This window comes from Paraburkholderia panacisoli, assembly GCF_008369935.1.
GTDB classification, from domain to species: domain Bacteria; phylum Pseudomonadota; class Gammaproteobacteria; order Burkholderiales; family Burkholderiaceae; genus Paraburkholderia; species Paraburkholderia panacisoli.
Genome location: NZ_VTUZ01000033.1, coordinates 86,267 through 100,549, shown reverse-complemented (window position 1 = coordinate 100,549; position 14,283 = coordinate 86,267). Strand labels below are relative to the sequence as shown.

Here is a 14,283-nt window from a genome sequence, read left to right as displayed (position 1 = left end):
CAGCCGCGGAACCGGTGGCGGTTTCCGGATGCGGCCCATGGCGTGTGCTGCAATATTGCTGCTTTCGATGGGCCAACCCGCGCTGGCACAGCAAAACTCCGCCGGACAGACGCCAGCTCTTGATCAAACCACGACGGACAAAGCGTCCCAGGACGCGACACTGCCTGCGGTTTCCGTCACCGCGTCAAAGGACCCGTTGCAGCATCTGCACGAGGACGTGTCGAGCGGCGCACTCGGTACCCGCACGCAACTCGAAACGCCCTACTCCACCACCGTGGTTAGCGGCGAGGAACTCGAAGACCGCCAGGTCAAGAAACTGGGCGACGTCTTTGCGCAAGATGCGTCGGTGTCCGACAACAGCAATCCGTATAACGCATGGGCGAGCTATATCACCGTGCGCGGCATGCAGCTCGACTGGCAAAACAGCTTCCGGATCGACGGTCAGCCCTTCAACGCCTACGGCATCACCATGCCTTACGAACAGCTCGAGAGCGTCCAGCTTTTGAAGGGCTTGTCGGGCTTCATGTACGGCTTCGGCTCGCCAGGCGGCATCGTGAACTACGTGACGAAGAAGCCGCCCGTGACGGACAAGCAGATCGCCAGCGTCGATGTCGGTTACGCATCGACCGCGGTCTGGATGAGCCACGTCGATCTCGGCGGCCGCGTGGGTCCGGACAGCATGTTCGGCTATCGCTTCAACGCGACGCATGAGGAAGGCACGACCTATAACGGCGGCAACGTGCGCCGCAATTCGTTCTCGCTTGCCGCCGATGCCCGGATTACGCGAGACCTCACCGCGACCTTCGGCGCGCTGTATCAGGATCGTCATGCGTCGGGTATCACCACCGCAATCTCGACGGCACAATACACCGGCACCTCACTGCCACCGACCTTGAGCGGCGGGAGCAGCACGCTCGTCACGCCGGACCAGCATCTGGACACCAACCTGCAGATCTACACTGCCGGTCTGCGCTACGACCTCAACCAGGACTGGACGCTGAGCACGACGTACAGCTTCAGCAAAAGCACGCGCTATCGCAATGAGAGTACGTTCTATCTGCTCAATCCGGCAGGCGACTACAACGACACGCGCTTCGAAGGCAAGGAAGGCCATCAGCTCAACACGTGGCAGGTGATGGCAGAAGGCCTCGTGAAGACCGGCCCCTTGCAGCATCAGCTCGTATTCGGCGCCGCGTATCAGAAGCAGACCAACGACTACACCGCGAACAGCTTCTACGGTCAGATCGGCACGGGCAACATCTATCAGCCGAACGTCAATCGTTACGACAGTCAAGGCTTCTACACCTACCGCAACGCCGACATCACGCAGAAGGCGCTCTTTGCGAGCGATACCATTGCGCTCACGCAGCGCTGGTCGGTACTCGGCGGCGTGCGTTATACGAATTACGAACAGCACGGCTACGACCTCGACGGCGCGACCACTTCGACCTACACGCAAAACGGCGTGGTGACGCCGAGCGTCGCGCTGATGTACAAGCTCGCGCCGACCACGACGCTCTATGCGAGCTATGTCGAATCGCTCGAAGCGGGCAATGTCGTCAGTGAAAGCTATGCCAACGCCGGCGCGGTACTCAAGCCGCTGCGCAGCAAGCAGTACGAATTCGGCGTGAAAAGCCAGAACGATCGCTGGAGCGCGACCGCAGCGCTCTTTCGCATCGAACGGGGCGCGCAGTATGCGAACAGCGACAACGTGTTCGTCGAGGATGGCGAATCGATCTTCCAGGGCATCGAGGCCGGCACGGACGTGCGGCTTGGCAACAACTGGACGGTCGGCGGTGACATCATGTGGATCGCCACGCACTACGAGAAAGGCTCGAGCAACGACGGCAATCGTGTCGCGGGCGCACCGGGTTTCGTCGCCGCGGCGCACGTGAACTACTCGGTGCCAGCCATGCCAGGCCTGACCGTCGGCGCAGATGCGAAATTCACCGGCAATACGAACTTGCGCCCGTCCGGCGATCTGAACGTGCCGGGCTATATGATCTTCAACCTCGGCGCGACTTACACGACGCGCATCGCGGGTCATAACGTCGGCGTGCGCGCAGCGCTCGATAACGTGACGAACCGCCGCTACTGGGCATTCCAGTACGCCGACTATATTCAGCCGGGCGAACCGCGGACTGTTTCCATTAATGCGCGAGTGGACTTCTGACGGTCGCGCGATGCTGATGCAACTGGGCGGTATCGCAGTTCTTCAGCGGCCGAAACCATTGGGCCACGTCCCATCTCCCGTTGTCGGGATGGATCGTGATCCGATCAGTCGAAGAAAATCTCCGGCAACGGGAATCGCTATACCGGCGTCGCGCTCGTGAATAGCCGATCAAACCAGGTTTTGTAAGTTCTGAACAGACTGTCGGCGCTGCCGTTGTCGATCAGTTCGAATGCGGGCGTATCCGAAGTCCGCCTTGGCGCCGAAACGAATCAGATTGCCGTGCCCGATTTCTGCTCGTCCGACTAGTGCTCGCTGGCACCCTGCGCAACCGGTCATCAAATTCCAAAAGCCGGCCACGGTCAATCAACCATGCAAACTTGCATCGCCGTACCGGTCCTTCCGTAGTCTGTTCCAATCATTCTGGCGCAGGTGTTGGCCCGGATCCCGCCGTCATTCGATCGGTAAGCGGACAGTTCTCAACATCGCGCGCGGAAGGCAAAACGTGATCACGGAACTGCTCGCGCAGCTTCAGCTTGTGCAGTTTTCCGGTCGCGGTGTGCAGCAACTGGTCGACGAAAACGGCGTCGTCGGGAATCCACCATTTGGCGACCTTGCCTTCGTAGAACGCGAGCAGTTCCTCGCGCGTGACATCCAGGCCGGCACGCTTGACGACCACCAGCAACGGCCGCTCGACCCATAACGGATGCGCGCATGCAATGCACGCCGCTTCCGCCACCGCAGGATGCGCGATCGCGATGTTCTCGATGTCGATTGAACTGATCCATTCACAGCCGGACTTGATCAGGTCTTTGCTGCGATCAGTGATGCGCATGAAGCCATCGCGGTCGATGGTGGCGACGTCACCGGTCGGAAACCAGCCGTCCGCGAGCGGCGAGTCGTCCTTGCGGAAATACCGGTCGATCACCCACGGCCCGCGCACGTGCAGATCGCCGAACGCGACGCCGTCCCACGGCAATTCCTGCCCGTCCGCGCCGACGATTTTCATGTCGACGCCATAGACCACATGTCCCTGCTTCTCCAGCAGCCTGCGCTGTTCGTCCGGCGAGCGCTGCGTCTGCTCCCAGTTGAGTCTTGCCAGCGTGCCGAGCGGCGACATCTCAGTCATGCCCCAGCCGTGGATAGCCTCGACGCCGTAGTCCTCCTTGAACATCCTGAGCATCGCAGGCGGGCACGCCGAACCGCCAATCACCGTGCGCTCCAGCGACGAAAAGCGCACACCCGCTTCGCGCACATAGCTGAGCAGCCCAAGCCACACCGTCGGCACACCCGCGGAACACGTGACGCGCTCGGCTTCCATCAGCGCGTAGAGCGACTTGCCGTCGAGGTCCTTGCCGGGGAACACCAGCTTCGCGCCGGTCAATGGCGCGGCGTGCGGAATGCCCCACGCGTTCACATGGAACATCGGCACGACGGGCAGCACGGAATCGCGCGCGGACAGCCCCATCGCGCCAGGAAGCGACGCGCCGAGCGCATGCAGCACAGTGGAGCGATGCGAGTACAGCACCCCCTTCGGATTGCCGGTCGTGCCCGACGTGTAGCATAGATTCGACGCGCTGCGCTCGTCGAGCAGCGGCCAGTCGAAGTTGCCGTCGTGCTTTGCGAGCAGCGCTTCGTAGCTCGATGCCGCCGTCGACATAGGCGGCATGTGCATGTCATCCGTCATCGCAATCCAGCCGCGCACGTTCGGACATTGCGGCGCGAGCACGTCGACCAGCGACGCGAACGTGATGTCGAACAACACGTAGCTGTCGTCGGCGTGATTGACGATGTAGGCGATCTGATCGGGAAAGAGACGCGGGTTGATCGTGTGGCAGACGGCGCCGAAGCCGGTCGTGCCGTAGTACGTTTCCAGGTGCCGGTAGCCGTTCCATGCGAGCGTACCGATCCGGTCGCCCGGCTCGACGCCCAGCGCGATCAGCGCCTGCGCGAGTTGCTTCGCGCGCTTCTCGCAGTCGCGATACGTGTAGCGATGCACGTCGCCCTCGATGCGCTTCGACACGATCTCCGTCGCGCCGAAGTAGCGTGACGCATGAGCCAGCAACGAAGAAACCGTCAGCGGCACGTCCATCATCTGTCCATGCAGCGGTGTCGTCATAGCCGCGCCTCCGTGCTGTTTTGAACCTGAAAAAGTCGCTTATGAGGACCGGCCGCAACGGGTGGCGAGCCTTGGCTTTTCGAGTGCGATGCGGGCATTGGGGTTCTCGACGCTTGCCGTTGGTACTCGAAAGGTGAAGTCCTTGCTGGCCTTTGTGATGAGCCGGCCGGCAAATTCGGCTCAGTGATTCAAGATAGGTTAGCGCCGGACCTGTTGCAAAGGGCTAAGTGAATATTGCTGGCTCGTTGTGCTCGCGGTACTCGCACGCGGCGCGAGCAATGCGCCCGGCAGGCTACATTGTGCGCCGGAGTGCGCCGGACTTCAGGTCGAACGTGTGCATGTTTGGAGTGCCGCTATCAGCCTGTGGTGAGGCAAGCGCCGTGCTCAGCGCCGAAAGCGAGCGCGGTGGCGTGTTCGCGTACTCTTACGCTGGATTCTGTGCATCCGGATTCCCATTCGCAGGGAATCCTTTCTCGACGATGCTCGCGATGCTGGCATCGAATCGCGCGCCCATGCCGCCAAGCGCGACGGTCGCCCGTTTTGCGCATTGGAGCAAAGTGGTCAGCGCGGCTGTGATTGTCGACGTCATGTCAAATCTGGCCTTCGGCCCCGACAGGGCGAGCGCTCCCACCAGTTCACCCGTCGCGCCGAAAATCGGCACGGATACCGACGCTGTTTCCGGATCGCGCTCGCCATGCGACACAGCCCACAATCGTTCGCGCACCTCGTCCCAGCGAGGGTCCTGAGTCTCCGTAAACGCCAGCAGCACCTTGCCTGACGCGCCCTTGTCGATCGGAAATTCTTCGCCGATACGGATGGAAACACGCACGGCCCGAGCGGGTTCGACCCGAAACAGCACCAGTCGCTGGCTGCCCTGCCGCACATACAGCGATGCAGTTTCGCCGAGGTCGCGACTCAGTTGCTGCAAGATCGGCTCGATCACTGGCCCCACCTGGAACGACCGCTGGTAGAGCGCAGCGAGGCGCAGTGGTTGCGGTCCGATTGCGTACTGCCCGTCACTCAGCTTGCGGATAAATCCGCCGTGTTCGAGGGCACCCAGCAAGCGCAGCACCGTGCTCTTGTACAGATCGGTACGACGCGACAGTTCAGCCAGCGACAAGTGATCGTCGGTCGGCCCGAATGCATTGAGAATCGCGAACGCGCGATCGAGCACCGCGACGCCGCTAGACCCCTCATTCGGCCGCGCCGACTCCGAAGACGTCGATTCCTGCATCTCGCTGACCACGGCCATTTTCCCTATCAAGTTTCCCTAGCGGTGACTGTACCGTTCTATCACGCAGAACACAAGTTCTAAAATTCTTCCAAAAGACGGGTTTACCCAACTTTAACTCAACGATTTTTGCTTCTATAGTTCTATTCGACAGAACATCATTCTCTCCGATAGAACACATGAAGGAGTTCCCCTTGAATATTTCTCCAACACCCAAGGTTCTTGTCAGTGAAGTCGGCCCGCGTGACGGCCTTCAAAGCATCAAGACCGTCATGCCCACGCCGGCCAAGCTTCGCTGGATTTCCGCTCTTGCCGCTGCGGGGCTGAAGGAGATCGAGGTCGGCTCCTTCGTGCCCGCAAAGCTGCTGCCGCAGATGGCCGACATTCGTGAGGTGGTAGCCCATGCATTGACGATCCCCGGTCTCCACGTGGCAGTGCTCGCGCCGAACCTGCGTGGTTCACAAAGCGCCTTTGAAGCAGGCGTGCACAAGATCACATTGCCGGTATCGGTGACCGATGAGCACTCGATGGCGAACATCCGCAAGACGACCGCGCAGATGATCGACGAAGTGCGCGAGATCGTTGCCTTGCGCAATGCGCAGTTCCCCGGCGTGCAGATCGAAGCGGGCGTCTCCGTCGCATTCGGGTGCACGATCGCGGGCACGGTCAGCGACGACCAGACGATGCGCATGTGTCTGGCGATGGCCGAGTCCGGTGCGGACGAAGTTGGACTGTCCGACACCAGCGGCTATGCAAACCCAACCCAGGTCCGCCGCCTGTTCCGTCGTTTGCAGACCGAACTCGGTAGCAAGGCAGGCGGCGCGCACTTCCACAACACGCGCGGTCAGGGCCTGGCGAATGTCGTCGCGGCCCTCGAAGCAGGCGTCACGACCATCGACGCCAGCCAGGCGGGTCTTGGCGGCTGTCCTTACGCGCCAGGCGCGACCGGCAACATCGTTACCGAAGACCTCGCGTTCCTGCTCGAAGCAATGGGTTATGACACGGGCATCGACATTGACGCTCTCATCGCTGCACGCGCGATTCTTGCCGAAGCGCTTCCGGGCGAAGCGCTGTACGGACATGTCCAGGACGCCGGTCTGCCAAAAGGGTTCCGGTATGCGGATGGGCGTGCGCCGAGTGCGCCGCAACCGGAAGGGTGTTTATTGGGAGTGGCGCAATGAGTGAAGTTCGGTCGAATCAAGCCCTGCCGTACAGCGGCGTGCGTGTGATCGAAATGACGCACATGGTCATGGGGCCGACCTGCGGCATGGTGCTGGCAGACCTCGGCGCTGAAGTCATCAAGATCGAGCCGATTTCCGGCGACAGCACGCGAGCGCTGCGTGGATCGGGCGCGGGCTTTTTTAGCACCTTCAACCGGAACAAGAAAAGCATTGCCGTCGACGTGAAAGATCCTCGCGGTATCGAGATCGTTCACAAGCTGCTCGCCGGCGCTGACATTTTCAGCGAGAACTTCAAGAGCGGAACGATGGACAAGCTCGGGCTGGGATACGCGGCGCTGTCGAAGCTCAACCCTCGTCTCGTGTATGTCTCCCACAAGGGATTTCTTCCGGGCCCTTATGACCATCGGACCGCGCTGGATGAAGTGGTGCAGATGATGGGCGGCCTCGCCTATATGACAGGGCCAGAAGGACGGCCGCTGCGAGCCGGCACCAGCGTCAACGACATCATGGGCGGCATGTTCGGCGCCATCGGCGCGATGGCCGCACTGGCCCAGCGCGAGCGCACGGGCAAAGGTCAGGAAGTCCAGAGTGCACTGTTTGAAAACAACGTGTTCCTCGTAGCACAGCACATGATGCAGTACGCCGTGACGGGTAAGGCTGCAGCACCGATGCCAAGCCGCATCTCCGCATGGGCCGTGTACGACGTCTTCTCCGTCAAGAACGGCGAACAGATTTTCCTGGCGGTTGTGTCGGACACGCAGTGGGCCTTGTTCTGTGACGCGTTCGGTCTGACCGGGCTGAAGTCGGATGAGCGCATTGCCACCAACAACCAGCGAGTCCAGGCGCGCGACTGGCTTCTGCCGCAACTGCGCCAGCACATGGAAGCGTTCACCGCGGCGGAAATCAGCGCGACCTTCGAACGCATCGGCTTGCCGTACGCGCCGATCACCAGGCCGCAAGATCTGTTTGACGATCCGCACCTGCTCGCTACCGGCGGGCTGGCCGACGTGACCTTGCCGCCCGATGCCAGTGGCGCGGGTCAGCCGGTCTCCACGCGCACCGCATTGCTCCCTCTGACGCTAGACGGCGAGCGGTTACGTCTGCGCGCGGCACCGCCCGCACTCGGGCAGAACACGCAGGAGCTGCTTTCGCAGCTCGGCTACACCCATGACGAACTCTCGCAGTTGATCGATGCCGGCGTCGTCAGATGCCAGAACCGGCAGTCGGGCGGTCAGTCGAGTCCTTCGGCCAATGAGCTTGCGAGCGCCTGACGCCGGAACGCAATGCGAAAAACGCTGAACCGATCGGCGAGCGCCGGTTCGGTCAGCCCATGTTTGGAGACGACAATGACATCCATTTCCCCGGGAATGACGGCCGATAGGTCTGCCGATTCCAGCCTCGAACAGCAGGCGGTGCGAAAAGCGGCGTGGCGCTTCATTCCGCTGCTTGCCCTTGCATATTTCTTCAACTACCTGGATCGCACCAGCGTCGGCTTTGCCGCATTGACGATGAACCATGACCTCGGATTGACCGCGACCCAGTTTGGTTGGGGCGCCGGCATCATGTTCGCGGGATATTGCGTGTTCGAAGTGCCGAGCAATCTTGCGCTTTACCGCTTCGGCGCGCGACGGTGGCTCGCGCGGATCATGATTTCGTGGGGCATGATGGCTGCGTTGACTGCGGCTGCCGTCGGACCTAACAGCTTCTATGCGATCCGGCTCCTGCTAGGCATCGCCGAAGCCGGTTTCTTTCCCGGCGTGATCTTTTTCCTCGCCCTCTGGTTCCCAGCTCAATATCGCACTCGCGTGCTTGCGTGGTTCACCGTCTCGACGCCGCTGTCTTCTTTGATCGGTGGCCCGTTTTCCACGTGGCTGCTCCAACTCGATGGCACATTCGGATTAGCGGGCTGGAGATGGATGTTCATCATCCAGGGGTTGCCAGCGTGCGTGATCGGCTACCTCGTGCTCCGGATGCTTGCAGATAAGCCCGCCGACGCCAGCTGGTTGTCGCCAGTCGAGCGTCAGGCCCTGCAGGGCGCGTTCGACCGCGAGAATTCGTCGAGTCAGAAAGAGAAACATTTTGGTGCCGTGCTCAAGGACGTCCGTGTGTATCTTCTGGCGATGATCTCGTTTGGCTTCACGATGGGCTCTTACGGTATCGGCATCTGGTTGCCCCAGATGCTCAAAGCCCACGGCATGAGCGTGATGCAGACCGGCTGGATGTCTGCGGTGCCGTACTTCTTCGCCACTATCGCCCTGCTCTGGTGGGCCAGACGTGTCGATCGTCGCGGCGGACCCATTGCAAACCTCGCCGCAGGCCTTCTGATTGGCGCTGTCGCGCTCGGTGCTTCAACGTACTTCAATCAACTATTGCCCGCGATGGTCGGCATTACGCTGGCACTGATCGGCACGATTGCGGGACGCACGATTTTCTATACGCTGCCCGCCCGCTTCCTCTCCGGCCAGGCAGCCGCTGGCGGACTGGCATTGATCAATTCGATCGGGGCACTTGGCGGGTTCGCCGGCCCCTATCTCGTCGGCCACCTGAAGGACAGCTTCGGTACATACACTGCCGGTATGTTCGGTCTGGCTGTCGTGCTCGTCATCACGACGCTGTTGACGCTCTCCCTTTACGCCTTCAATCGGGGGGCAAAATGACAGGACCGATTCATTCGCCGATGCGCCGCCAGCTTCTGCGCGCCGCCGCAGCGTCGATCGCCATTCCCGCCATCACCGCCACGCAGGCATTCGCCAAGGAAGAAGCGCGTCCCATGAATCCGACCAGCAACTATCTGCCCGTTCGCTCCGACTGGCTCGCCTCCGGGACCGAAGCCGCGCTTGAACCGGAGATTCCGATCATCGACGCCCATCATCACTTCTACGATCGGCCGGGTTGGACCTATCTGCTCGACGAATATCTTCGCGACGCACACTCCGGACATAACATCACGGCGTCGGTCTATATGCAGGCACTGACCCGTTACCGGCAGTCAGGGCCTGACGAATTGCGGCCGGTCGGTGAAGTTGAATATGTTGCCGGTGCGACGGCGCCGATACAGCGCGATAAGCCGCAGGTCGCAAAGGGCATTGTCGGCTATGCGGACCTTCGTCGCGGTGCGGCGGCGCGCGCTGTCCTCGAAACGCATCTCCAGGCCGGACAGGGCCGGTTCCGCGGCGTGCGGCATCTCGTGACCTGGGACGCTGACCAGACCCTCGTGAATCCGGTCTCGGCCGCGCCGCGCGGATTGCTGCTCGATCGGAACTATCGCGCGGGTGTGGCGCAGTTGGGGCCGCTGGGTCTTTCTTACGACGCCTGGCTTTTCTTCCCGCAACTCCCGGAGCTGTTCGATCTTGCCAAGGCTTACCCGGACACACCCGTCATCATCAATCACTGCGGCGGCGTCGTGCGTATCGCCAGCTACGCGGATCAACACAAGGAAGTATTCGAAAGCTGGTCACGATCCATGAGCGAGTTGGCGCAGTTGCCTAATGTGTATGTGAAGGTCGGTGGGTTGGGGATGCGAATCAACGGCTTCGACTTCGAGAAGGGTGAACTACCGCCCTCGTCCGTCCAACTCGCCGAGGCCTGGAAACCGTGGATGCACAGTTGCATCGAAATGTTCGGCGCCGGCCGTTGCATGTTCGAGAGCAATTTCCCGGTCGACAAGGGCTCATACCCGTACAGCAACGGCTGGAATGCGTTCAAACGCCTGACTGCGCAGGCGAGTCCCGATGAGCGCGAAGCGTTGTTCCGAGGCACCGTGAGTAAGGTGTATCGGCTTGGCTGATCGTCGCAGTGACGGGCTGCGTATGAGGCGAACGTCTGTCCGGCACTTTTTCAGGCGTTCTACAGGGTTGAGGTTGCGTTTGCGCCATCGCGGTGACTTCCGTTTCAACCCTGCCCCGCGCCGCCCGCCTCCACCAGAAAATCCACAAACGTCCGCACCTTCGTCGACGTATGTCGATTGCTCGGATAGACGACCGACACCGCCTGCGGTGGCGGCCCACAATCAGTCAACACTTCGACGAGACGCCCGCTGCGTAGTTCGTCGTCGACCGTGAAATCGAGCAGTTGCGCGAAGCCCCCGTCGTTCAGCACACCGGCCAGTGTCGCCAGCGGGTGATCGAATGCGATCTTCGGCCGGATCGGAACTTCATACGCAGCGCCTGCGTTTGCGGAAAAAGTCCACGACAGCACGCGTCCGGTGTCGGGCATGAGCAGACCGAGGCAATCGTAGTCGCGCAATTGCTCCGGCCGCATGGGTACGTCGCGCCCGCGCAAATAGGCCGGCGAGGCGACTACACGATAGCGCGCCTCGTGCAACGTCCGCGCGACAAGTCGTGAATCGGCGACGTGTCCCAACCGGATCGCGAGGTCGAAGTTCTGCGTGACGAAATCCGCCAGCGCATTGCTGAGCGAGACGACGACGTTCACCTGCCCCAGGTAGCGCTTGACGTACTTCGGTATCAACGGAATCACCCGTTTGATGCCGTAGCTGTATGGCAGACTGATCCGCAATTCCCCGCGCGGCATTCCATGCCGCGTCAGCACCCGTTCCGCCTGTTGAATGCTCTCCAACGCCGCCTGGCAGGTCTTGTAGTAGGCGAGACCGTCTTCGGTCAGGCGAATCGCACGGGTCGTGCGCTGAAAGAGCTTGAGTCCCAGCCGGTTTTCGAGCCGCTGCACGGCTTTGCTGATAGCGGAAGGTGTCACTCCCAACGCCGTCGCGCCCGCAGTGAAACTCTGAGCTTTCGCTGCGGCACAGAACAACTCGATCGCATGCAGCTGGTCCAGGCCTGAATTCTTCATGCGTTGCGTCCCCTCTTGTCACCGATCGACAGACACGCCCGTCCGTGCGGCTTGCCGTCCCGTTTCCCGCACGAGAAACGTTCACCGTCACCATACGCGCATTTGTGCCGTGGCGGCATAAATGAAATGCCGCCGGACAGCTTCCTGACAAACGCGATCCTCTCTTAGAGTACGTGGCAACAACCTGGCTCTTCGCGTGTGCGCGAGGTGCCTGTCAAACAGTGAGAGACCACCGCAGAATTGAAGCAGCCGCGAGGCCCGCTTCGACAGTTCCAATATGCATTCTCAGGAGACGCAGCAATGGACACTCAGCGAGAGGCCATAGACCTCCCCGCCTTTATCGATGCGAACCGTGTGAGCCGCTTTCAGATCGGGCTTCTGATACTGCTCGGCCTGACGGTGGTCATTGACGGGTTCGACGTTCAATCGATGGGCTTCGTCGCGCCCGCCATCATCCAGTCGTGGGGCGTGAACAAGGCCGCGTTCGGGCCGGTATTTGGCGCCGGTCTGCTGGGCATGCTGTTCGGCTCACTGGCCTTGAGCGTCGTCGCAGACAAGGTGGGACGGCGTCCGGTGTTGATCGGCGCGACGCTCGCGTTTTCGGTCTGCATGCTCGCGACATCGCAGGTGAGCACGATGACTGAATTGCTGATCATCCGCTTCGTCACCGGGCTGGGCCTTGGCGCCATCATGCCCAATGCAATGGCGCTCGCCGGCGAATTCAGCCCGAAGCGCAAGCGCGTCACGCTGATGATGTGGGTGTCATGCGGCTTTACTCTCGGCGCAGTGCTGGGCGGACTGATCGCCGCGAACCTGATTCCGTTGTGGGGATGGCAGTCGGTGTTCATCGTCGGCGGCATCGTGCCGCTCGTGCTTGCGATTCTGATGTTCCTGTATCTGCCGGAATCCATGGTGTTCTCAGTGGTGCGCGGCGTGCGACTCGAACGCGTGGCAGCAACGTTGCTCCGCATCGATCCGGCCATGACCGTGACGCGAGATACGCGCTACGTAGTGCCTGAGTCGCGCCCGAACCAGGCACCCGTCGTCGAGCTGTTCCACGCGGGACGTGCGAAGACCACGTTGCTGTTGTGGGCCGTCAACTTCATGAATCTGCTGAATCTGTACTTCCTGTCCAACTGGCTGCCGACGATCGCCAGGAGCGCAGGCCTGTCGACTTCGACGGCGATCCTGGTGGGCACCGCGCTTCAGCTAGGCGGTGTGGCCGGCACGGTGGTGATGGGGCCGATCATCGATCGTGTCGGCTTCTTCAAGGTTCTCATCCCTGCGTTCCTGCTGGCCGCGGTGTCCATCGCGACCATCGGCCGGCCGGGGCTTCCGCTGGGGGTGCTGATCGCCGTCGTGGGTGTGACGGGCTTGTCGATCATCGGCGCGCAACCGGCGGTCAATGCGCTCGCGGCCACCTACTATCCCACTTCGCTGCGCTCCACCGGCATCGGCTGGAGCCTGGGCATCGGGCGCATCGGCTCCATCGTGGGGCCGGTGATCGGCGGCGAGTTGATCCGGATGAACTGGCCCAATGCCGATCTGTTCATGGCGGTCGCGGTGCCTGCCGCGTTCTCCGCGCTGATGTTGATGCTGATGGCTCGCGGCCGGCAAACCACGAATACGCATGCCGGTGCGCATCGGTCATTGGGCGGATTGAAGTAATTCGAACCCCCATCCGATTGTTCTGGCGGCGCGCTCGTCATCCCGCGGGCGCTGCGCAGGCACTCCCGGCGCCCACGATCCGGTCCGCGGAGCAACGCAGAAACGCCAGAAACTCCGACGCAGGCAACGGCCGTTCCGCGAGAGGGATGAATTCGAGCGGAGCAATCTCGCCGAGTTCGGGATGACGCCAGCGGATCAGCGCCTCGACACCGGTCACTGATTGCGATGCGACGCTGAACTTCGGCTGGAACGACATGCTGAGTTCGCCGTCGCTCAACGCCCGATGCAGGTCGCGTTGCAGGATCAGCGACTTGAGCGCGCTCTGGTTCATCTGCGCCTCGAACACGCAGAACGTGTTGCGCCCACTTTGCTTGGCCGCGTACATCGCCGCGTCCGCGCTATGCAGCAGTTCGTCGGCATTGCCGCCGTCGCGAGGGTGAAACGCGATGCCGATGCTTGCACTCACCCGCAGCGGCAAGCCATCGACGACGATCTCCTCGCTCAGCCGCCGCAGCGCACCAGCGGCAAGCGCTTCGGCGGACGACGCCTCGGGCGCCGCCGGCAAGCCAAAGCGGCCGCCGTTTCGCGCTCGCGAGCGCATTCAGTCCGGCGGACAGTTCCACGGCCGTACAGGACGCGAGGAATGCGACTACCAGCGACAGGCAGACCAGCAGCGGGTTATAGACACCAGTCATCGGCCCTCTCGCTTGTTCTGTAGCAGTCTTGTGTGACTGTTTGTCCTGCGGCGTGCCAGGTCAGCGCACGCGGCATGCTCTCTGTCGTGCTATCGACAAACTTGCGGACAACTTTATGTCTGTGCCGATATGACAGGCTCCGTCAACATCGGCTCCGCAAATGCTACGCTGCGTCCCGTGAACGGCGATGTCCGCAATCACCGAACGGCTGCGGGCTTTCCCCAAGGTCCGGCAACGATGCCGGCTCATGTCCTATTCCGCAGATGTTTAGGCCGAAAACGTTGGTATTGGATCCGCATCACACCCTGTGATGTCCGGATTGGTCGTAGATAATCCCGTGAACGTGCAGCCGGTTGGAGCAACGTGAGCGGGAAGCAGGAAGCGCCGCGCTTTGCACGTCCAGCGTGGCA

At 61.7% G+C, this 14,283-nt stretch carries 10 protein-coding genes; 6 read left to right on the top strand and 4 right to left on the bottom strand.

Going from position 1 to position 14,283, the window contains the following annotated elements; all coding sequences use genetic code 11:
- Nucleotides 1–28 precede the first annotated feature (28 nt).
- Entirely contained in the window at nucleotides 29–2,173 is a 2,145-nt protein-coding gene (locus tag FVF58_RS35445) for a TonB-dependent siderophore receptor (RefSeq protein WP_246217315.1), read from the top strand.
- Between the two features lie 415 nt (nucleotides 2,174–2,588).
- Here FVF58_RS35445 and FVF58_RS35440 read toward each other — a convergent pair whose 3' ends face one another.
- Nucleotides 2,589–4,289 carry a 3-(methylthio)propionyl-CoA ligase gene (locus FVF58_RS35440; protein ID WP_149674374.1) on the bottom strand — a complete coding sequence of 567 codons (1,701 nt, stop codon included), beginning with the start codon at nucleotides 4,287–4,289 and terminating at the stop codon, nucleotides 2,589–2,591.
- Between the two features lie 424 nt (nucleotides 4,290–4,713).
- A complete protein-coding gene (locus FVF58_RS35435) occupies nucleotides 4,714–5,523 on the bottom strand; it encodes an IclR family transcriptional regulator (RefSeq protein ID WP_188131021.1) in 810 nt (269 codons plus the stop codon).
- Nucleotides 5,524–5,714: 191 nt separating this feature from the next.
- Between FVF58_RS35435 and FVF58_RS35430 the strand changes: the two genes are divergently transcribed.
- The 4 genes from FVF58_RS35430 (at nucleotide 5,715) to FVF58_RS35415 (ending at nucleotide 10,488) form a co-directional block, all read left to right on the top strand.
- Nucleotides 5,715–6,701 carry a hydroxymethylglutaryl-CoA lyase gene (locus FVF58_RS35430; protein WP_149674373.1) on the top strand — a complete coding sequence of 329 codons (987 nt, stop codon included), beginning with the start codon at nucleotides 5,715–5,717 and terminating at the stop codon, nucleotides 6,699–6,701.
- Nucleotides 6,698–7,972, top strand: a complete 1,275-nt coding sequence (locus FVF58_RS35425; protein ID WP_149674372.1) for a CaiB/BaiF CoA transferase family protein — start codon at nucleotides 6,698–6,700, stop codon at nucleotides 7,970–7,972. Before FVF58_RS35430 ends, FVF58_RS35425 begins: the two co-directional genes overlap by 4 nt.
- 75 nt (nucleotides 7,973–8,047) lie before the next feature.
- Nucleotides 8,048–9,358 (top strand): MFS transporter, encoded by a 1,311-nt coding sequence (locus tag FVF58_RS35420; RefSeq protein WP_149674371.1) that lies wholly within the window; start codon nucleotides 8,048–8,050, stop codon nucleotides 9,356–9,358.
- Nucleotides 9,355–10,488, top strand: a complete 1,134-nt coding sequence (locus tag FVF58_RS35415; RefSeq protein ID WP_149674370.1) for an amidohydrolase family protein — start codon at nucleotides 9,355–9,357, stop codon at nucleotides 10,486–10,488. Before FVF58_RS35420 ends, FVF58_RS35415 begins: the two co-directional genes overlap by 4 nt.
- A 104-nt stretch (nucleotides 10,489–10,592) precedes the next feature.
- Here the strand turns inward: FVF58_RS35415 and FVF58_RS35410 are convergent, their stop codons facing one another.
- Nucleotides 10,593–11,510 (bottom strand): LysR family transcriptional regulator, encoded by a 918-nt coding sequence (locus FVF58_RS35410; RefSeq protein ID WP_149674369.1) that lies wholly within the window; start codon nucleotides 11,508–11,510, stop codon nucleotides 10,593–10,595.
- A 300-nt stretch (nucleotides 11,511–11,810) separates the two neighbouring features.
- On the opposite strand from FVF58_RS35410, the gene FVF58_RS35405 reads away from it, so the two are divergent.
- Nucleotides 11,811–13,178: an MFS transporter gene (locus tag FVF58_RS35405; RefSeq protein ID WP_149674368.1), complete on the top strand. Its 1,368-nt coding sequence runs from the start codon at nucleotides 11,811–11,813 to the stop codon at nucleotides 13,176–13,178.
- A gap of 37 nt (nucleotides 13,179–13,215) precedes the next feature.
- On the opposite strand, the gene FVF58_RS35400 is transcribed toward FVF58_RS35405, so the two are convergent.
- Nucleotides 13,216–13,779, bottom strand: a complete 564-nt coding sequence (locus FVF58_RS35400) for an EAL domain-containing protein (protein WP_246217312.1) — start codon at nucleotides 13,777–13,779, stop codon at nucleotides 13,216–13,218.
- Nucleotides 13,780–14,283 lie beyond the last annotated feature (504 nt).